This is a genomic window from Ruegeria sp. P10, from assembly GCF_056534925.1.
In genome coordinates this window covers 24,615-43,481 of sequence record NZ_JBQERJ010000016.1, presented here as the reverse complement: position 1 = coordinate 43,481, position 18,867 = coordinate 24,615, and the positions used below count along the sequence as shown (strand labels likewise).

Sequence of the window (18,867 nt, the reverse complement as noted above, 5' to 3'; positions counted from 1 at the left end):
AAATCTCACCCCGGCTCATATTTGCCGCAGCTTTCGCTCCGGCGTTCAGGTCCTTGTTACGGGATTGGCCAAAATGCGCCCGAGGGTGGGACCCCCAGAATTCTTTGGTCTTACCCGTCTCAGGCAGGGAATTAAGGGGCCGAATGGACCCACCCACCGTCTTGGACGAAACGAAACAAAGCGCACGACGAATCGCACGCTTTGTTCCGCAGGTCTTCTTAGGGCAGATAGAGGAGGTTTCCAAGGGGTAAATTACACCCAATTCAGATCATACAACACCCAAGTTCCAAGGGCATGTGTCAGAACTTCCCGTTGTCGTTTTTCCATTCCTTGCGCGGCGGAACCGCTTCGATGGTGTTCCAATGTTCGACGATCCGATCAGCGTCCCAGCGATACAAATCATAAAAGCTGGAATGCACCCCATTTCTTTCCCCTTCGCACACGCAAAGGACGAAATTTCCCTCTGCCAAAACCCGATGCAAATGCTTGTAGACAAATTTTGTCCCGCTTTCGCTTGTTCCTTCCAACACGTTCTTGAGCGCTACGATTCCGTCGGCCATGTCCGGATTGTGCTGTTTTAGATCCTCTGCAACAAAGTCCGCCAATCTGTCAAACCTGCGCTTTATCAGAACGTCTGTGACAAACATGCTGCTAGCGGCTCGGTTTTCTTCCGTCTTCTCCAGGTCCGTTACTTCGGTGTGACCATCCAGCATTACACGCCCAGAAAGGTTTGGACCGCGTAAGGGCTGAATGTTGTCCCAATGCTCTACGGCTTTGCCATCTTCGAACCGAAACACCTCAAACGCGGCGCGCAGGCTACTGAAATCGTACTCGATATGCGCAAAGGCAAAGTCGCCATCCTCGAAAACCCTTTTGAATGTAACCTTGGGCGAGGTTTTGGACAGCCTTGCGAACAGGTCGGCAATACCTTCGCTGCCTTCGTGAGTTTGAGGGTTGTGCTGGATGTACTTCTCTTCATTCACAACCGCTGCCGCCATGGCGTCACCGGTTTCCAATCCCTTAAGAAATCTTTGGAGGAGTTCGCGCTTAGTTTCCATAGCCATGGTCCGTTCGATTGCCAGAACTGAAATGCATGCGATTTATCTTCGCACCGAACCCGGCAAAATGAAAATCCCGGGCAGTTTGCACCACCCGGGATCAATACTTTACAGCAGATTTGTCTGGCTTACTCGCCCGAGGCCTCTGCTACATCAACGGTCACACCGGGGCCCATGGTCGAGCTCAGCGCGATTTTCTTCATATAGGTGCCTTTGGCGCCCGACGGTTTCGCCTTGGCAACAGCCGAGACAAACGCGCGGACGTTTTCAGCCAGTTTGGCTTCGTCGAACGACGCTTTGCCAACACCGGCATGCACAACGCCGCCTTTTTCCGCCTTGAACTGAACTTCACCGCCCTTGGCTGCTTCCACGGCCGCTTTCACGTCCATGGTCACGGTACCAACCTTGGGGTTTGGCATCAGGTTGCGGGGGCCCAGAACTTTACCCAGACGACCGACGATCGGCATCATGTCCGGGGTTGCGATGCAGCGATCGAATTCGATGGTGCCGCCCTGAATGGTTTCCATCAGGTCTTCTGCGCCAACGATGTCCGCACCTGCTTCTTTCGCCTCATCGGCCTTGGGGCCACGAGCGAAAACAGCAACGCGCATCGCTTTACCGGTGCCGTTCGGCAGGCCGACAACGCCGCGAACCATCTGGTCCGCGTGGCGGGTGTCAACACCCAGGTTCAGTGCGATTTCGATGGTCTCGTCGAATTTCGAGGTTGCATTGGCTTTGACCAGGGCAACTGCTTCTTCAACCGACAGGTTTTCCTTGCCGGCGACAGCTTCGCGCGCAGCGCGGGTACGTTTACCGAGTTTTGCCATCTTACTTCACCTCGATGCCCATAGAGCGGGCCGAGCCCAGGATGATCTGCATTGCGCCTTCGACGTCGTTGGCGTTCAGATCTTTCATTTTGGCTTCTGCGATTTCACGAACCTGCTTCGAGGTCACGGTGGCCACGGTCTCACGACCGGGGTTTTCCGCGCCACGGGGGCGGTTACGCTTGCCGACCGGCTTCAGACCAGCTGCTTTTTTCAGGTAGTAAGACGCGGGCGGCGTCTTGATGTCCATGGTGAAGGACTTGTCCTGATAATAGGTGATCACGGTTGGGCAAGGTGCGCCCTGCTCCATGTCTGCGGTCTTGGCGTTGAACGCCTTGCAGAATTCCATGATGTTGATGCCGCGCTGACCCAGCGCCGGACCAACTGGCGGCGACGGGTTCGCCTGACCTGCAGGAACCTGCAGTTTCATTGTACCAGCAAGCTTCTTGGCCATTTGGTTTTCCTTTCAACTTGGGTGAAACGCGTCCCACCCAGATTATGTTGCGTGGTCCGGTCCGGGATCGCGACCCCGGCAACCTCCCACGAGAGAATCTCGCCCGAAGACGATAGAGGCGGCGTTTACATGGGATCAGGAGAGATGACAAGTGGTTGGCGCACCATTCGGGTTGTACCGAATCAAACCCTGAGAGGATTCTTGCTGCCTGCGTGATTACACGCGAATGTCCGCGCGGTTCCAAATTCCTCTAACAATCTGCAAAGACATGTAAAACCGCCAGTTTTCAGCCAATTGAACGCGACATTGGCGCTTGCTTCGCCACAACGCAGATGACCGTGCTATACTCCTTAAAAATTGTGATTATTGGTGGAGGTTAATTATGATACTTCGTTTAGCTTTAACTCTTGGCATCGCCTTTTCTCTTGCTGCTGCCATCCCTCAAACGGCGCGGGCCGACGCTGGAGAGTTTCTTGGTGGTGCGGTCGTCGGCGGGATCGTTGGTTACGCAATCGGCAAGGACCAACAAAAGAAAAAATCTCAGAGAACAACTACATCGAACCGCACCTATCGGTCAGGCATTCCGTCGACCACGCAAGGCGCGCAAACCCAGACTGCGCTCAATTACTTCGGGTACAATGCAGGAAGGGTCGATGGTCAGGTCGGTCGTGGCACCCGGTCCGCAATCGAACGCTATCAGGCCTCGATGGGTTATCCTATAAACGGCTATGATTTTCAGCCGTATCAGTATGATTTTCTGATGCAAGCCTACTATTGGGCCACAAGCGGTGGACAGGCAACGACTCAACTTGCGGGCCAACCGCTTCTGATGGCGTATCGCCGTCAGGTGCAGACGGGATCTGCTTTGGCTACTGCCCCTCAGGCGCCGGCACAAGCCGCCCCGGCACAACCTGTTCCGGTTGCGACACCGCAAGAACCTGAGCCGGAGACAACCGAAACAACGTCTGCCAGCCTGCCGAGCCTGTTTTCCGGCGGCACCGGAGGCCCGTCGCTGGCCAATCGCTGTAGCGGGGTCATGCTGCAAACATCTACCAATGGCGGCTATACGACCCTGGCGAACATGTCCGATCCCGACTTTGCGCTCAGCGAGCAGTTCTGTCTTGCCCGCAGCTACGCGATGGCGCGCGGTGAAGATCTGATTCAGGATATCCAGGGGCTGACGCCGGAGCAGGTGAGTGCTCAATGCGACTCGTATGGTGAAATGGTGGCGCCTCAGGTTGATGCTCTGTCTATCAATTCGAAAACCGAGGCTGAAACCCAGATGCGCAAGCTGGCGCTGGACTCGGGCCTCAGCCCCCAAGACCTTGCCGCGACAAGTAAGGTTTGCCTTGCGATTGGCTATCGTCAGGACAACATGGATGCCGCGCTTGGGTCTGCCCTGATGTTGGTCGCAATGGGTGAGCCCGCCTATGGCGAACTGATTGGCCACCATCTGCGCGAAGGCTTCGGTGTACAGAAACGTCGCGATCTTGCGATGCAGTGGTATGACGCGAGCCTGTCGGCCCTGGACGCCGGATCGCAGGCTGTGTTCCTGCCCTCGCAGACCGACCGCCCGCAACTTTTGCGCGCGGCCATGGTGCAGGCGCAATAGGTCGACACGTTTTCAGCGAATACCCAAACAAAAAACGCCGCGTTGCCCTTGGCATCGCGGCGTTTCAATTCTCGAGGAGTGTTTCCTCAGCTCTGCTTGGTGACCTGCGTGAAATCCAGCTCGACCGGAGTTTCCCGGCCGAAGATCGAAACCGAAACCTTCAGCTTCTGGTTTTCGTCGTCCACACCTTCGACCATGCCGTCGAAATCTTCGAACGGGCCATCGTTGACTTTGACCTTCTCACCGACCTCGAAGCTGATCATCAGCTTGGGTGCTTCTTCACCTTCCTGAACACGGTTCAGGATCTGGTTCACTTCGGCGTCGCGCATCGGCATCGGGCGGCCTTGCGGGCCCAGGAAACCGGTGACGCGGTTGATCGAGTTGATCAGGTGGTACCCCTGATCCGACATTTCCATATGCACCAGAACGTAACCAGGCATAAATCGGCGTTCGGTCGTGACCTTCTTGCCCCGGCGCACTTCGATCACCTCTTCGGTGGGCACCAGAACTTCGTCGATATCGTCCTCAAGGCCCTGTTCAGCCACCGACGTGCGGATCTGTTCTGCGATCTTCTTTTCGAAATTCGAAAGAACGCTGACCGAGTACCACCGTTTCGCCATGAACCTGTCGTCCTTGTTTGTCTTCGGGGTATCAAGCGTACCGGACACACCCGTCATTAAAATCTTGCCACGCCATCCGGAATAAAAAGCGGCGCGCAGCCCGAATCGCCACACGCCCATTCCGAATAGTACCGCGTCACCTACTCTGACATTGCCCGCAGCGCAAGGGGGCAGAGACGTTTCAGCGCGCTGATCCCGTCTAGCTGAAAGCACCCAGGATCAGTTGAAGACCACCCCGGATACCCAAATCGACCAAAGCGAAAAATACAGCCGTCAGCGCCGCCATGATGAAGACCATTACCGTGGTCAACAGCACCTCGCGCCGGGTCGGCCAGACGACCTTGGAGACTTCGGCACGGACTTGCTGAATGAACTGGATCGGATTGGTGGTGGCCATTTGGCGTGTTCTCTCTGCTAGCGGATGGGCCGGACATAGCCGGGCATTGCGGCAATTTCAAGGGCAGTTGGTTCAACTCTGCCTCTATGGGGCATTCGTTCAGGGTTTGGGTTTGTCATCCCATTCGTCGCTCAGGATCCGGCGCGCGTCACCTTCGGGGTCTTCGTACTGGTTCGTACGAACGGTATATACGAAGGCCGCCAGACCAACGCCCCCCAGGAACAGGGAAATCGGGATCAGATAAGCAAGCACTTCCATTCAGATTACCTCAACCGCAGGGCGTTCAGGGACACGGTAATGGACGAGGTCGACATCGCCAAGGCCGCGATCAGCGGTGTCGCCAGTCCGATCACGGCCAGAGGAACGGCGATCACATTGTAAACGGTTGCGATCTGGAAGTTTTCGCGAATGCGTCTGGTGGCTTTGACGGCCGTGTCACACGCATCCGCAATGGGCGAAAGATCATTGCCCAACAGCACGATATCTGACGCGACCCGCGCCGCATCCAGCGCAGAGGCCGGAGAGATCGACACATGCGCCGCCGCCAAAGCGGCGGTATCGTTCAGCCCGTCGCCAACCATCAAAACTTTGTGGCCTTCATCGCTGAGATCCTGAATGCGTCTTGCCTTGTCCTGCGGCAAAGCCTCGGCAATCCAGTCCTCAATTCCCAGTTTTTCCGCCAAGGCGCGCACTGCCCCCTGCGAATCCCCTGAAATCAGAAGTACACGCTTGCCCGAAGCACGCAGGGCATCCACCGCCTCAGCGGCGCCCGGGCGCAACGCGTCCGAGAATCGGAAGGCCACGGGTGCTTCCTCGCCGATTGCCAGCCAGGCCGAAGTGTCTGTGCCCTGATCCGCGCCGACCCAGGCGGCCCGCCCCAGACGAACACGCTGACCACGGAATTCGCCCTCGGTGCCATAGCCGGGAACCTCGGCTACTCCCCGCACATTTGCTGGTTTGATGCCTGCCGCACGCGCCGCTTTTGCCAATGATACGGACAAGGGATGTGCAGAAGCCTCGGCCAGCGCCAGAGCGACCTCGACCTTGGCCCGTGCATGGTCTGCCAGATTGACCAGTTCCGGTGCGCCGGATGTCAGCGTTCCCGTCTTGTCGAATACAACTGTGTCAGCTTCGGACAGCCGTTCCAGTGCCGTGGCGTGCTTGATCAGCATTCCCTTGCGGAACAACCGGCCCGACGCGGCCGTGGTTACCGCTGGCACGGCCAGACCCAACGCACAGGGGCAGGTAATAATCAGAACAGCCGCCGCGATGTTCAGCGCCGTGCGCAAATCACCGGAATAGATGTACCACCCAACAAAGCTGAGCGCCGACAGAATGTGAACGCCGGGCGCATACAGCTTGGCAGCCTTATCGGCCAACGAGGTGTACCGGGACCGGCCAGACTCGGCGATGGCGACCAGATCAGCCATACGATGGAGCGACGTGTCTTCCCCGACCGCCGTTGCCCGGATTGTCAACGGACCCGTCAGGTTGACTTCACCCGCGCTCACAGCCTGCCCGGCCTCGGCAAAGACTGGCACCGTCTCGCCTGTCAGAAGGGATCGATCCAGTTCGGACTGACCCGACACGATCTGGCCGTCCACGGGCATGCGCCCACCCGGTCGGACAAGGATCAGATCTCCGACGCACAACTCGGCAACGGGAACTTCATCTTCAATCCCATCGGCGACACGAATGGCGCGGGGAACTTCCAACGCGGTCAATTCTTCGGCCGCAGATCGCGCCGCGGCACGGGTGCGGTAATCCAGATACCGTCCGGCCAGCAGAAAGAAGGTCAATGTCAGGGCTGCGTCGAAATAGGCATGCTCGCCGCTCAACGCGGTTTCCCACAGCGACGTGACCAGCGCCAACAGGATCGCCAGTACAATCGGCACATCCATATTCAGCCGTCGCACGCGCAGGGCGCTCCAGGCATTGGCAAAGAACGGCTGGGCCGAGAACGCAATGGCCGGCAGCGCGATGGCCGCTGAAATCCAGTGGAACATGTCCCGCGTTGCATCCGTCGCACCTGACCAGACCGACACCGACAGCAACATCACGTTCATGGATGCAAACCCGGCCACGGCCAGCCGCATCAGAAGATCACGCCCGGCCTTGTCCGTCTGGGTTGCGGACAAAGCCCCCGGATCAAGCTCATGTGCTTCGAAACCTGCCTGTTCAAGCACCGGGATCAGATCGCTTGCACGCGTTTCCGGCGTGGCTTTGATCATCGCGCGTTTGAGCGTCAGGTTCACCCGGGCGTCTTCGACGCCGGGATGCGCGTTCAGTTCACGCTCGACCGTCGCGATACAGGCCGAGCAATGAATGCCCGGCAGCGACAAAGCGATCTGCACATCCTCCGGTATGGGCCGGGCCGGTTCTGCCGGGGCCGCAAGGCAGCCCGGGCAGGCTGCTGTGCCGGATGAAAGCTGAGCCGTCATGCTTACCCCTTCACGTAAAGCGGGACGCGCTGCGAGAATTCGGCACCGTTTCCGTCACGCGCCACCAACCGGATGTTCCAGTTGCCCTTGCCCAGTGTAGCAGGCGTGGCATAGGCTGTACCGTCGAACGTAAAATCCGGCACGAAGTCGTCGCGCACATGGGTTGCCCGACCGACCACGGCCTGCAATTCGCTCACCTCAACCGGCGCACCGCTTTCGTCGGTGATGTGCAGGATCAGAAGGCCGCCTTTGGTTTCCGCCCGAACTGTCCAGCCCAGCGCCTGCTGCTCTTTCAGGCGCTCGTTGAACTCCTGGCTGGCGACGTAGGAGTTCTTGACCTCCAGCCCGGGAAAGGTTTTCACCGCATTGTACGCCAGCACGAGGTTCACCGCGATGATCACGCCAAAAGCGCCGACAAACACGGCAAGGGCGTGCTTTCCGGTGAATTTACGTTCGGCCATGATCAGTTCCCTCGTCCGTTGAACGTGGTGTCCTTGTAGGCGCGTTCGCCGCTGCTGAGGTCTTCGACCCAGATCCGTACTGGTGTCGCATCTGCTGCGGCCGGATCGCTATTGCGGGAGGCCACGATATATACACGGGTCAATTGTGCCGTATCCGCCGTGACATTCACAGTATCGATATTGGTTCCCTCGATTTCCAGTCGCATCGCCGGATCGCCCGCCAATGACAGTTTGAAAAGACGGTCCTCACCGTGCTTGTTGCGCAGACGAACGTCATAGGTGTTGCGGATTGTACCGTCCGACAGGGTGACGAAAGTGGGGTTGCGAACCGGTGCAACGGTCAAATCAATGTCAGAACGGATGAAGAGCGCAAACAGCAGCCCGAACCCGACCAGCGCCCACAATGCGGTGTACAAAATCGTACGCGGCCTCAGAATGTGCTTCCAGACATTCTTGGCGGGCTCGCCGGATCGCTCGTGGGCTTCATCGCTTAGCGCCATGTAGTCGATCAGCCCTCGTGGCTTGCCGATCTTGGCCATCATGTCATCACACGCGTCGATACAAAGGGCACAGGTGATACATTCCAGCTGCTGGCCATCCCGAATATCGATCCCGACAGGGCAGACATTCACGCAGGCCATACAGTCGATGCAATCCCCCAACTCAGAATCGGCCGTCCGCTTGCCTTTGCCGCGCGGTTCACCCCGCCATTCACGATAGCCGACAACCAGCGTGTCCTCATCCATCATCGCCGCCTGAATGCGCGGCCAAGGGCAGGCATAGATACAGATTTGCTCGCGGGCGAACCCGCCGAAGAAGAAGGTTGTACCCGTCAGGATCAACATCGTCGTATAGGCAACGGGATGCGCGTTGCCCGTCACAAGATCACGGGCCAGCGTGGGTGCATCCGCGAAATAGAACACCCAGGCACCACCTGTCGCCAAACCGATCAGAAACCAGACCGCCCATTTGGTGACCCGCAAGCGAGCCTTTCGGAAATCAAGCTTTTCCTGACGGTGCAGGCGCAGGCGGGCGTTTCTGTCGCCTTCAATCCACCGCTCGACCAGAATGAACAGGTCCGTCCAGACGGTTTGCGGGCATGCGTATCCGCACCAAACGCGACCCAGAGCCGACGTAAACAGGAACAGACCCAAACCTGCCATGATCAGCAGACCAGCGACAAAGTAGAATTCGTGCGGCCAGATCTCGATCCAGAAGAAATAAAAACGTCGATTTGCAAGATCCAGCAGGACAGCCTGATCAGGCAGGCTGGGGCCACGATCCCATCTGATCCAGGGCGTCACATAGTAAATGCCCAGCGTCACGATGAGGATGATCCATTTCAGGTTTCGAAACGGCCCCGAAACACGTCTTGGAAAAATCGGCTCACGCGCGGCGTAAAGGCTGGGGGCGGGATCGGAATCGCTCACTGGCTGGCTCCACAAATGGGTCTTCTGAAGACGTCTTGTTCCAGATCATGCCTAGGCGAACTTTGACATGGGTCAAAAAGCGCATCGAGCAAACATCTTTTGAAGATCCGCCCTTCTTACCGAGGCTGGAAATCAGGTATTTTACCCGATTTTGAGCCTATTTTGGCGGAAAATCTGCTTGTGGCGCGATACCAGCTGCACGTGGTACATGCAGTTTTCCAAGTACCGACCAATTGTCGCAGCCCCGGGTCAGCCCTGCCCGAACGCGGGTGATAAGCCGTCGTTGCAAAGAACGGAATGGCAAAACAAAAGGAATTCAGTGTAAAAAAGCACCGGCTGTTCAGGAAACGCGCGAACAGATGGAACAGCCGGTGCTACAGCCTTCGGGCGGCCAGCCGCCCGAAGGTGCCCTCTAGGTCTTACTGGCCACCACCCAACTGGTGGACATAGGCGGATACCGCACGGATCTGCGCCTCGGTCAGGCGGGTATCCCAGTTCGGCATGACGCCAAAGCGGCTGTAGGTCACTGTTTCGGTCAGAGCTTCTTCGCTACCGCCATAAAGCCAGATCGCGTCGGTCAGGTTCGGCGCCCCCTGGAAGATGTCACCTTTGCCATCTTCACCATGGCAGGACACGCAGTTGTCTTCGAAGACAACCTTGCCCGCCTGTGCCGCCGCGTCATCGGTCTGAGCATTGCTCAGCGACATGACATACTGAACCACCTGCGTGATTTCGTCATGCTCCAGGATTTCACCGAAGGCAGGCATCTCGGAATAGCGCGCATCGTCACTTTCTTCGTTCCGGATACCATAGCTGACGGTGTAGACGATATCTTCCATCGTACCACCCCACAGCCAGGCGTCATCCAGCAGGTTCGGGAAACCCGGCGCGCCCTGCGCACCGGAACCGTGGCACTGCGCACACCATGTACGGAACACGGCACCGCCAGAGTTCACGGCATATTGCTGAAGCTCAGCGTCCTGCGCGATGTCTTCCAGCGGTGTTTCCACCAGTTTGGCGTTCCAGGGTGCATTTGCCTCTTCGAATGCGACCATCTCCTGCTGGACCAAAGCCCGTGAAGACCAGCCCATGACGCCGGCGGTGGCCGACTGGACCAGGGGCCATGCTGGATACATGATCGTGTAGATCACGCCCCAGAAGATAGTGGCGTAGAAGGTCCACAGCCACCAGCGCGGCATCGGGTTGTCGAACTCTTCGATCCCGTCCCAGCTGTGCCCGGTTGTGTTCGGATCACCCGGCTGTTTTTCAGGTGTCTTGCTCATTGCCGCGCCTCCTTGGATGTGGCGGGTTTGTCTTGATGCCGGAAGGGGATGTTGGCGGTGTCCTTGTATTCCTTGCTGGCACCGGGGCGGAAAACCCAGATGACGATACCAACGAAGAAGGCGAACAACAGCAGCAGCATCCAGCTATCCGCAAACTGCCTGAGAATTGTGTATTCTTCCATCACGATCCTCCTTTAGCGGCTTGCGTCCGGGGTGAAGGTCGAGAAATCGACCAACGTGCCCAGCATCTGAAGATAGGCAACCAACGCATCAGCTTCGGTCAACTCGGGCTGGCCGTCGAAGTTGCGCACGTTGACCTTGTCACCATAGCGCTCCAGCAGCCCGTCATAGTCGCTGTCCGGGTCAGCCTGAGCGAGGAAGTCGGCTTGTGCGTTTTCCAGCATCTCTTCGGAATAAGGCGTCCCGACCAGAGCATTGGCGGCCATCACATCACCGATGTACTTGCCGTCAATTTTGCGATGTTCGAGGAAGCCGTATTTCGGCATCACCGATTCAGGTACAACGGATTGCGGATCCCGCAGGTGGTCGACATGCCATTGATCGGAATAGCGGCCACCGACACGCGCCAGATCCGGTCCGGTCCGTTTGGACCCCCACTGGAACGGGTGATCGTACATCGATTCCGCCGCCAGCGAGTAGTGGCCATAGCGTTCGACCTCATCCCGCATCGGACGGATCATCTGGCTGTGGCAGACATAGCAGCCTTCGCGGATGTAGATCTCGCGACCCGCCATCTCGAGGGGGGTGTAAGGGCGCATGCCCTCCACCTTTTCGATTGTGTTCTCAAGATAGAACAGCGGGGTGATCTGTACGATGCCACCGATGGTCACGACCAAAAAGCTGAAGATCAGCAGGAGGGTCGCGTTGGTCTCGAGGATCTTGTGTTTGTCGAGAATTGCCATTGCTCCGGCCCTCCTTATTCAGCCGGGACCGCGACGGTCAGGCTGGCCTCTTTGGCCGGCGCTTTCCGCACAGTCATCCACAGGTTGTAGCACATGATCAGCGAACCGGCGACGAACATCACGCCACCCAGAGCACGCACCACATACATCGGGAACTTGGCAGCCACGGTGTCGGCGAACGAGTTCACCAGGAAGCCGTTGGCATCCACTTCGCGCCACATCAGGCCTTCCATGATACCGGTGACCCACATCGACGCGGCGTAAAGCACGATACCGATGGTGGCGAGCCAGAAGTGCCAGCTGACCATTTGCAGCGAGTACAGACGCTCACGCTTCCACAGGACAGGCACCAGGAAGTACAGCGCACCAAAGGTGATCATGCCGTTCCAGCCCAACGCGCCCGAGTGCACGTGACCAATTGTCCAGTCGGTGTAGTGGCTCAGCGAGTTCACCGCGCGAATCGACATCATCGGGCCTTCGAAGGTGGACATGCCGTAGAAGCCGACCGAGATCACCATCATCCGGATCACAGGGTCGGTGCGCAGCTTGTCCCACGCGCCCGACAGGGTCATCAGACCGTTGATCATACCACCCCAGGACGGCATCCACAGGATCACCGAGAACACCATGCCCAGCGTCGAGGCCCAGTCAGGTAGCGCAGTATAATGCAGGTGGTGCGGGCCGGCCCAGATGTACAGGAAGATCAGCGCCCAGAAGTGGATGATCGACAGCTTGTACGAGAACACCGGACGCTCGGCCTGCTTCGGAATGAAGTAGTACATCATGCCCAGGAAGCCGGCAGTCAGGAAAAAGCCCACCGCGTTGTGGCCATACCACCACTGGATCATGGCATCCTGCACGCCCGACCAGACGATGACCGATTTCGAACCCCAGATGCTGACAGGAACGGTCATGTTGTTGACCAGATGCAGCATGGCGACGGTGACGATAAAGGCCAGATAGAACCAGTTGGCCACATATATGTGGGGTTCTTTCCGCTTGATGATCGTACCCAAGTAGACAGCCAGATAGGCGACCCAGACAATGGTTAGCCACAGATCGACATACCATTCAGGTTCGGCATATTCCTTGGACTGCGTTCCGCCCAGAACATAACCCGTCGCCGCCAGCACGATGAACAGCTGATAGCCCCAGAAAACGAACCAGGCCAGATTGCCGCCCCAAAGCCGCGCCGCGCTGGTACGCTGAACGACGTAGAACGACGTTGCGATCAATGCGTTGCCGCCAAAGGCAAAAATCACTGCCGACGTATGCAGCGGACGCAAACGACCGAAATTCAGATACCCCTGTGCCCATTCAAAGTTCAGCACCGGAAAAGCCAGCTGAAATGCGATGAAGGTCCCGGCCAGAAACCCGATCACGCCCCAGAAGGCGGTTGCGATCACGCCATAGCGGATCACGTCATCCATGTATTCGCCCGAGCGGTCGACTAGAATATCTGGCTCGTCAGTGTTTCGAAGCGTCCAGATAAACAGGCCACCGGCGATAAGCATCACCAGCAGTGCATGTACCTGATACGCCAAATCGCGTGCATAATTGGTTCCGATCGCTGCAAACAGCGCGATCAGACCAAGCACGATCAGCTTGATGTAATTCGACATATTGCGTCCCTTTGCCATGCCCCGCGCGTTTTTGATTCTTATACGCGCGAAACCCATTTGACTGGCTGCCGTTCTGAAGCACGGCGGCTGTTACTGCTTTGATCTGTATCAAGACAGTTCTGCGTTTTCTGTGACACGCATTGTAAAGGAAACAGGCCAACTGGTCACATGAGACCAAATGCCCGAATCATGAGGTCGCAATGACTTACAAATCTCTACTCACTGTCATGACCGAAACGCAGACAGCACCCGCCGCTCTGGCGCAGATGGTGGCCCTGGCGGAATCGCAGGATGCACATGCCGAAGCCCTGTGCCTTGGCGTCGATCGCAGTCAGACAGGTTACTACTATGCGGGTGCCAATGCGCTGATCGTTCAGGAAACACTGAGCCGGGCCAACGCCGAGGCCCAGGAGCTGTTAAACTTTGCCAATGACTACCTTGGCAAGTCCGGCGTTCGCTGGTCCGCCGAGCATGGTGTCGCGCAGATTGCCGATATCGGACGCCATGTCGCGCATAGGGCACGGTTTTCCGATCTGGTGGTCCTGCCGCACCCTTATGGAAAAGACCGCGGTGCCGAGGCCGAGCCCATCATCGAAGCCGCCATGTTCGAAGGGCATTGCCCGGTTCTGGTCGTACCGGACGACGTCGAGCCCCTGACGGTGCCGCGCAATATCATGATAGGTTGGAACGAAAGCGTAGAGGCCATGTGCGCCATTCGTCACGCCCTGCCCTTCCTGAAACAGGCCGAGCTGGTCCGAATCGTGGTCATCGATCCGCCTCGCCATGGTCCGGACCGGTCTGATCCGGGCGGAATGCTGTCACAGATGCTGTCCCGTCACGGGGTCAAATGTGAGATTGATGTGCTAAGCAAAAGCATGACGCGCGTGTCGGATATTCTCAACCGTCACGCATCCGATACAGAATCGGATCTGATCGTCATGGGCGCTTACGGTCATTCCCGTTTTCGCGAGGCCATTCTGGGCGGCGCAACACGCAACATGCTGGAGCAGTCTGGCGTACCGGTATTCCTGGCCCATTGATACGCCCATCAAAAGCCGCCCGACTTGGCGGCTTTTGTCATCCTCTCTTTTGTCATCCTCTGCGGATCAGGCCTATCAGGAACAACAGGATCACGGCACCTGCTGTTGCGAATAGGATAGACGACAACAGGCCGCCGCCAACGGCAAATCCAAGCGCCGGAAATATCAACCCCGCCAGAAACGCGCCTACGATTCCGACAACTATGTTTCCGAAAAGGCCAAAACCCCTGCCCTCCATGATCTTTCCGGAAAGCCAACCGGCGATTGCGCCGACCAAAAGCATTGCCAACAAACTGGTAAATTCCATGCCGAGCTCCTGAATTAGATATCCCGCGAAAAAGACTGCGGCGGCTGTCAGTGGTCAAAAGCCTATTACGTCAGACCGGAAAGCCGCCATCCGAATCGTCACCCGCCTCTTCCATCAGGCGGCCCAGATCGGGGATGGTCACGTGCCGCTTTCCTTCAAGCGTGATCACCCCGTCTTTTTTCAAAGCTGATATCTGGCGACTGACCGTTTCCAATGTCAAACCCAGGTAATCCGCCATTGCTTCTCGGGTCAGGGGCAGGTCGAACACAATGGGTCCTGATACAGCTTTTTGACTGATTGAACCGTCCCGGCGGGCGATAATTGACAACAAACTGGCAATCTTCTCACGCGCCGTTTTGCGCCCCAGAACCAGCATCCACTCGCGGGCGGCATCAAGCTCGTCCAAAGTCATCTGCAAAAGACGATGGGCGATATGCGGGGTGTGGTCCATCAACTCTTCGAACGGTTTCTTGCGGAAACAGCACATCACGACATCCGTCGTAGCCTGAACATCATAAGGCGCAGTATCGCGACCCGGGCGGCCAACAAAGTCGCTTGGCAGCAGCAGACCAACCATTTGAGTGCGGCCATCTTCCATCGTCTGGGTCAACGACGCGATTCCGGCCACAACCGAGCCGACAAAACTCATCTGATCCCCAGACCAGATAATCGTCTGACCCGCCTCAAAACTGCGGTAATATTTAATGCTTTCAAGCTCTTCCAGCTCATCGGCATCACAACGGGCACAGACGGCGCGATGACGAATCGGGCAATCTCCGCAATTTGAATGGTCAAATTGTGCTTTTACTGTCATGCGCGTTCCCACTTGATCTCCATCAAAGCACCTGTGTCGCCTGTCGCATAAGGGTATCGCCATGATAGTGAAACCACAATTGGCAAAGCTTGGACTTTTTGACGCGAAAGTACCGCGTTACACAAGCTACCCCACCGCCCCCCACTTCAACAACGACGTGGGAGCAGATATGTTTGGCGACTGGATTTCCGGGATCAAACCCGGCAGTGCAATTTCGCTGTACATTCATGTCCCATTCTGCCGCAGGTTATGCTGGTTCTGCGCCTGCCGGACACAAGGCACACAAACCGACAACCCGGTAATCGCCTATGTCGATGTTCTGAAGGCCGAACTGGACCTTCTGGCGGCACGTCTGCCTGAGGGTGTGGTCCTGTCGCGTCTGCACTGGGGCGGCGGCACACCAACGTTGCTGAACGCCCAATTGATGCGCGAATTGGCACAACACATCCTGGGTATCGTCCCCATGGGGCCGGATGCCGAATTCTCGGTCGAGATCGATCCGAACGAGATTGACGAGGCGCGTCTGGATGCGCTGGCTGACGCGGGCATGAACCGCGCCTCGATTGGGGTGCAGGATTTCGATGACGAAATCCAGAAAACCATAGGCCGTATTCAAAGCTATGACACCACGCGCGACGCTATCGACATGATCCGTGAACGTGGCATCACCAGCCTGAATGCGGATATTCTTTACGGCCTGCCACATCAGACCAAGGCGCGCATGACGGAAAGCGTACAGAAACTCCTGTCGCTCAGCCCGGATCGCGTGGCACTTTATGGTTATGCCCACGTACCCTGGATGGCCAAGCGGCAGCAGCTGATTCCGTCGGACGCACTGCCAACGCCCGAACAACGCCTTGAACTGTTCGACACAGCCCGGCGTTTGTTCCTTTGGGACAATTATGCCGAAATCGGCATCGACCATTTCGCCACTCAGGATGACGGGCTGACCCACGCGTTGCGCGCGGGCCGCCTCAAGCGGAACTTCCAGGGTTACACCGACGATCAGGCCGATGTTCTGATTGGTGTCGGGGCCAGCTCGATCTCGCGCTTCCCGCAAGGTTACGCACAGAACGCTCCGGCCACCTCTGCCCATACCAAAGCCATTCGCGATGGGCAGTTTTCGACATCCCGAGGGCACCTTTTCAAAGGTCAGGACATTCTGCGTGCCCGCCTGATCGAAGCATTGATGTGCGATTTCAAGATCGACTCGACAGAAATCCTTCGGGATCACGATATTTCGGTCTCTGACCTGGACGAGATGTATCACGCAGCCAATGCATCTTTCGACGGGATGCTGCAAATCACTGAAGCCGGGCTTTTCATACCGCCCGAAGCGCGCGCGCTGACCCGGATGATCGCCCGCAGCTTTGACGCCTATGACCTCAGCAAAGCCGGGCACAGCTCGGCCATCTGACCCTTTTTCGGCGGGCAACATTCGGCCCGTGACGCGCAAAACACATCAGGGGCTTGACGCACACCTGCGGTTTTTCCCACACTCATGCTGTAGGGCGGCATCTCGCTCTGCGGTCTGAGGCGGGCAAAATACAGACAACCCTTGTCGGCGCCAACGCGTCGGTCGGTCCCTTTCGTGTAGCTAATCTGCAACCTGAAAGAGGGACAACACTCATGCGCGTTTTCACCGTCCTCGGGCCCAGCCAATCGGGCAAATCTACGCTTGTCGAGGCCATCAGCCGCCTTGACGGGCGCCCCACCACATTCGATGTTTCCGGAACCGTGCATTTGCACGGTTTTTCTTACCTGGACGAGCCCTGGTGCGCGATCGACGTCGATGGGGGCGGCGATGCGCTGGCCTATGTTGGCCCCGCAATGGCGATTTCGGACGCCGCCGTGGTCGTGGTGCCCCCAGACCCAAATGCCGCTGTTCTGTGCGCGCCCTACCTGCGGTTGGTCGAAGAGGCCGGCATCCCCTGTTTTCTGTTCATCAACCGGATGGACAACCCCAATGGCCGCGTCCGCGATATCATCGCTGCTCTGCAAACATACTGCACCCACCACATTGCCCTGCGTCAGGTACCGATCCGCGAAGGGGATACGATCATCGGGGCGGTTGATCTGATCTCGGAACGGGCCTGGAAATATCAGGAGGGCCAGCCCTCGGCCCTGATCGAACTGCCTCAATCCGTCGAAGACCGCGAGCAGGAAGCGCGAACCGAGCTGCTCGAAACCCTGTCCGATTTTGATGACAACCTGTTGGAACAGCTGATAGAAGACAAACAGCCGCCAAGTGGCGAGGTCTATGATCTGGCGGCACAGGTTTTGCAGAACCATCAGTTGATTCCCGCCTGCCTGGGTGCCGCAAGTCACGGCAACGGGCTGACGCGTCTGATGAAGGCGCTGCGGCACGAAGCCCCCGAATTTGACATCGCCGCCGGGCGCGACGAGGCCGCTGACAGCGCCCGCGCCATTGCCGGTTTCGCGGATGTCAAAAAACACATCGGAAAAATCGTGGTTCTGCGCGGCCTGGGGGACGGCGTGCAAGCCCATGAAGCCTTGGGCGGTGAGACCGTCGGCAATCTGACAACGCTGGATGCCAAAACCCAGATCGCCGCGCTGGAGGCCGGGCAGATTGGTCTGGCGGTGAAATCCGATCACCTCGAACCCGGCTACATCTACGACAGCAATTCGGCGACGGAACTGCCGGAATGGGCGGCCTCGCATCCGGTGGCGCATCGTCAGATTGTCTCGCCCGCGCATGAGCGGGACGATGTGCGCCTGTCAAACGCCCTGAGCCGTCTGGCCGAAATCGACCCCGGCCTTCACCTGCAACAGGATGAGCTTACCGGCCACGCCGTTCTTGGGTCTCAAGGTCCGCAGCACATGCGACGCGTGACCGCCAAGCTGGCCGAGGATTTCGGGATCGAGATTGAAGCCGACCAAGTCGAAACCGCCTATCGCGAAACCATCCGAACACCTGTCGAACACCGCCACAGACACCGCAAACAATCCGGCGGGGCTGGGCAGTTCGCGGATGTCGTGATCTCGGTCGCGCCGCTGCCGCGCGGATCTGGGTTCCAGTTCGAAGAGGTGGTCAAGGGCGGCGCGGTGCCCAAGAATTACATTCCATCCGTGGAACAGGGCGCCAGAGACGCGCTGGAGCAAGGCCCCGAGGGTTTTCCGGTGGTGGATGTGAAGGTCACGCTGCATGACGGCAAGCATCACAACGTAGACAGTTCGGATTATGCCTTCCGTACCGCGGGCAAGAACGCCGTGCGCGAAGCGCTGCCTCAGGCCAAGCCCGTTGTTTTGCAGCCGATCCTGAACGCTGAAATCCACCTGCCTTCTGATTTTGTCGGCGACCTCGTGCCGACGATCAGCTCTCTGCAAGGGCAGGTTCTGGGATTTGAGGGCAACCCGAACGCATCAGGCTGGGAGATTTTCAACGCTCTGATTCCCTCCGTTGCCGAAGATGAGTTGCATCGCACTCTTGCCAGTGCCACGCGCGGAACCGGGTGGGTCAAGCTGAGCTTTGATCACTATGAAGAACTGCGCGGGCCGGTGCCGAAAACGGCGGCCAAAGAAAAAGCCAGCGCCTGATGGCCTGACGATGGCGGGCTGAT

At 57.9% G+C, this 18,867-nt stretch carries 19 protein-coding genes; 4 read left to right on the top strand and 15 right to left on the bottom strand.

The genetic code is table 11. From position 1 onward, the window contains the following. Positions 1–299: 299 nt before the first annotated feature. The 3 genes from ACR0FB_RS19915 to rplK all read right to left on the bottom strand — a co-directional run bounded on the left by ACR0FB_RS19915 (position 300) and on the right by rplK (position 2,336). The gene (locus ACR0FB_RS19915) at positions 300–1,058 is read right to left on the bottom strand and encodes a nuclear transport factor 2 family protein (protein ID WP_480492560.1); all 759 of its coding nucleotides are present in this window, start codon (positions 1,056–1,058) and stop codon (positions 300–302) included. 128 nt (positions 1,059–1,186) lie between these two features. Further along, positions 1,187–1,885 carry a 50S ribosomal protein L1 gene (gene rplA / locus ACR0FB_RS19910; protein ID WP_171638244.1) on the bottom strand — a complete coding sequence of 233 codons (699 nt, stop codon included), beginning with the start codon at positions 1,883–1,885 and terminating at the stop codon, positions 1,187–1,189. Position 1,886: 1 nt separating this feature from the next. Beyond that, positions 1,887–2,336, bottom strand: a complete 450-nt coding sequence (gene rplK, locus ACR0FB_RS19905; protein ID WP_037314971.1) for a 50S ribosomal protein L11 — start codon at positions 2,334–2,336, stop codon at positions 1,887–1,889. Positions 2,337–2,718: 382 nt separating this feature from the next. On the opposite strand from rplK, the gene ACR0FB_RS19900 reads away from it, so the two are divergent. Next, positions 2,719–3,948: a peptidoglycan-binding domain-containing protein gene (locus ACR0FB_RS19900; protein WP_171638246.1), complete on the top strand. Its 1,230-nt coding sequence runs from the start codon at positions 2,719–2,721 to the stop codon at positions 3,946–3,948. A gap of 86 nt (positions 3,949–4,034) precedes the next feature. Here the strand turns inward: ACR0FB_RS19900 and nusG are convergent, their stop codons facing one another. From nusG to ccoN, 10 genes are all read right to left on the bottom strand, one after another. Then, positions 4,035–4,568, bottom strand: a complete 534-nt coding sequence (gene nusG / locus ACR0FB_RS19895; RefSeq protein ID WP_152459924.1) for a transcription termination/antitermination protein NusG — start codon at positions 4,566–4,568, stop codon at positions 4,035–4,037. Positions 4,569–4,767: 199 nt separating this feature from the next. Further along, the gene (gene secE, locus ACR0FB_RS19890) at positions 4,768–4,965 is read right to left on the bottom strand and encodes a preprotein translocase subunit SecE (RefSeq protein ID WP_050605011.1); all 198 of its coding nucleotides are present in this window, start codon (positions 4,963–4,965) and stop codon (positions 4,768–4,770) included. A 99-nt stretch (positions 4,966–5,064) separates the two neighbouring features. After that, positions 5,065–5,223, bottom strand: coding sequence for a cbb3-type cytochrome oxidase assembly protein CcoS (ccoS, locus tag ACR0FB_RS19885; protein ID WP_152459183.1), 159 nt, complete (start codon positions 5,221–5,223; stop codon positions 5,065–5,067). A 5-nt stretch (positions 5,224–5,228) separates the two neighbouring features. Then, complete coding sequence (locus ACR0FB_RS19880; RefSeq protein WP_480621677.1) at positions 5,229–7,406, bottom strand: heavy metal translocating P-type ATPase; 2,178 nt, start codon at positions 7,404–7,406, stop codon at positions 5,229–5,231. A gap of 2 nt (positions 7,407–7,408) precedes the next feature. Beyond that, positions 7,409–7,867, bottom strand: a complete 459-nt coding sequence (locus ACR0FB_RS19875) for a FixH family protein (RefSeq protein ID WP_171638250.1) — start codon at positions 7,865–7,867, stop codon at positions 7,409–7,411. A gap of 2 nt (positions 7,868–7,869) precedes the next feature. Then, positions 7,870–9,297, bottom strand: coding sequence for a cytochrome c oxidase accessory protein CcoG (ccoG, locus tag ACR0FB_RS19870; protein WP_171638252.1), 1,428 nt, complete (start codon positions 9,295–9,297; stop codon positions 7,870–7,872). Positions 9,298–9,716: 419 nt separating this feature from the next. Beyond that, complete coding sequence (gene ccoP / locus ACR0FB_RS19865) at positions 9,717–10,580, bottom strand: cytochrome-c oxidase, cbb3-type subunit III (RefSeq protein ID WP_171638254.1); 864 nt, start codon at positions 10,578–10,580, stop codon at positions 9,717–9,719. Next, positions 10,577–10,762, bottom strand: a complete 186-nt coding sequence (locus ACR0FB_RS19860) for a CcoQ/FixQ family Cbb3-type cytochrome c oxidase assembly chaperone (RefSeq protein WP_050605006.1) — start codon at positions 10,760–10,762, stop codon at positions 10,577–10,579. The genes ccoP and ACR0FB_RS19860 overlap by 4 nt, the downstream gene beginning before the upstream one ends. 12 nt (positions 10,763–10,774) lie before the next feature. Beyond that, positions 10,775–11,503 carry a cytochrome-c oxidase, cbb3-type subunit II gene (gene ccoO / locus ACR0FB_RS19855; protein ID WP_152459189.1) on the bottom strand — a complete coding sequence of 243 codons (729 nt, stop codon included), beginning with the start codon at positions 11,501–11,503 and terminating at the stop codon, positions 10,775–10,777. 14 nt (positions 11,504–11,517) lie between these two features. Beyond that, complete coding sequence (gene ccoN / locus ACR0FB_RS19850) at positions 11,518–13,125, bottom strand: cytochrome-c oxidase, cbb3-type subunit I (RefSeq protein ID WP_171638257.1); 1,608 nt, start codon at positions 13,123–13,125, stop codon at positions 11,518–11,520. A gap of 200 nt (positions 13,126–13,325) precedes the next feature. Between ccoN and ACR0FB_RS19845 the strand changes: the two genes are divergently transcribed. Next, entirely contained in the window at positions 13,326–14,165 is an 840-nt protein-coding gene (locus ACR0FB_RS19845) for a universal stress protein (RefSeq protein ID WP_171638259.1), read from the top strand. 52 nt (positions 14,166–14,217) lie between these two features. Here the strand turns inward: ACR0FB_RS19845 and ACR0FB_RS19840 are convergent, their stop codons facing one another. After that, positions 14,218–14,472, bottom strand: a complete 255-nt coding sequence (locus tag ACR0FB_RS19840) for a GlsB/YeaQ/YmgE family stress response membrane protein (RefSeq protein ID WP_152459192.1) — start codon at positions 14,470–14,472, stop codon at positions 14,218–14,220. 70 nt (positions 14,473–14,542) lie between these two features. Continuing rightward, positions 14,543–15,286, bottom strand: a complete 744-nt coding sequence (gene fnrL / locus ACR0FB_RS19835) for a transcriptional regulator FnrL (RefSeq protein WP_171638263.1) — start codon at positions 15,284–15,286, stop codon at positions 14,543–14,545. A gap of 61 nt (positions 15,287–15,347) precedes the next feature. Here fnrL and hemN point away from each other — a divergent pair, with 61 nt between their 5' ends. Then, positions 15,348–16,703 carry an oxygen-independent coproporphyrinogen III oxidase gene (gene hemN / locus ACR0FB_RS19830; RefSeq protein ID WP_480621676.1) on the top strand — a complete coding sequence of 452 codons (1,356 nt, stop codon included), beginning with the start codon at positions 15,348–15,350 and terminating at the stop codon, positions 16,701–16,703. Between the two features lie 212 nt (positions 16,704–16,915). Further along, positions 16,916–18,844 (top strand): elongation factor G, encoded by a 1,929-nt coding sequence (locus ACR0FB_RS19825; protein ID WP_480621675.1) that lies wholly within the window; start codon positions 16,916–16,918, stop codon positions 18,842–18,844. The last annotated feature ends 23 nt before the right edge of the window (positions 18,845–18,867 follow it).

Coding starts and splice junctions, on each gene's coding strand:
- ACR0FB_RS19915 (WP_480492560.1), bottom strand. CDS start 1,058: ATGGAAACTAAGCGCGAACTCCTCCAAAGATTTCTTAAGGGATTGGAA.
- rplA (WP_171638244.1), bottom strand. CDS start 1,885: ATGGCAAAACTCGGTAAACGTACCCGCGCTGCGCGCGAAGCTGTCGCC.
- rplK (WP_037314971.1), bottom strand. CDS start 2,336: ATGGCCAAGAAGCTTGCTGGTACAATGAAACTGCAGGTTCCTGCAGGT.
- ACR0FB_RS19900 (WP_171638246.1), top strand. CDS start 2,719: ATGATACTTCGTTTAGCTTTAACTCTTGGCATCGCCTTTTCTCTTGCT.
- nusG (WP_152459924.1), bottom strand. CDS start 4,568: ATGGCGAAACGGTGGTACTCGGTCAGCGTTCTTTCGAATTTCGAAAAG.
- secE (WP_050605011.1), bottom strand. CDS start 4,965: ATGGCCACCACCAATCCGATCCAGTTCATTCAGCAAGTCCGTGCCGAA.
- ccoS (WP_152459183.1), bottom strand. CDS start 5,223: ATGGAAGTGCTTGCTTATCTGATCCCGATTTCCCTGTTCCTGGGGGGC.
- ACR0FB_RS19880 (WP_480621677.1), bottom strand. CDS start 7,406: ATGACGGCTCAGCTTTCATCCGGCACAGCAGCCTGCCCGGGCTGCCTT.
- ACR0FB_RS19875 (WP_171638250.1), bottom strand. CDS start 7,867: ATGGCCGAACGTAAATTCACCGGAAAGCACGCCCTTGCCGTGTTTGTC.
- ccoP (WP_171638254.1), bottom strand. CDS start 10,580: ATGAGCAAGACACCTGAAAAACAGCCGGGTGATCCGAACACAACCGGG.
- ACR0FB_RS19860 (WP_050605006.1), bottom strand. CDS start 10,762: ATGGAAGAATACACAATTCTCAGGCAGTTTGCGGATAGCTGGATGCTG.
- ccoO (WP_152459189.1), bottom strand. CDS start 11,503: ATGGCAATTCTCGACAAACACAAGATCCTCGAGACCAACGCGACCCTC.
- ccoN (WP_171638257.1), bottom strand. CDS start 13,125: ATGTCGAATTACATCAAGCTGATCGTGCTTGGTCTGATCGCGCTGTTT.
- ACR0FB_RS19845 (WP_171638259.1), top strand. CDS start 13,326: ATGACTTACAAATCTCTACTCACTGTCATGACCGAAACGCAGACAGCA.
- ACR0FB_RS19840 (WP_152459192.1), bottom strand. CDS start 14,472: ATGGAATTTACCAGTTTGTTGGCAATGCTTTTGGTCGGCGCAATCGCC.
- fnrL (WP_171638263.1), bottom strand. CDS start 15,286: ATGACAGTAAAAGCACAATTTGACCATTCAAATTGCGGAGATTGCCCG.
- hemN (WP_480621676.1), top strand. CDS start 15,348: ATGATAGTGAAACCACAATTGGCAAAGCTTGGACTTTTTGACGCGAAA.
- ACR0FB_RS19825 (WP_480621675.1), top strand. CDS start 16,916: ATGCGCGTTTTCACCGTCCTCGGGCCCAGCCAATCGGGCAAATCTACG.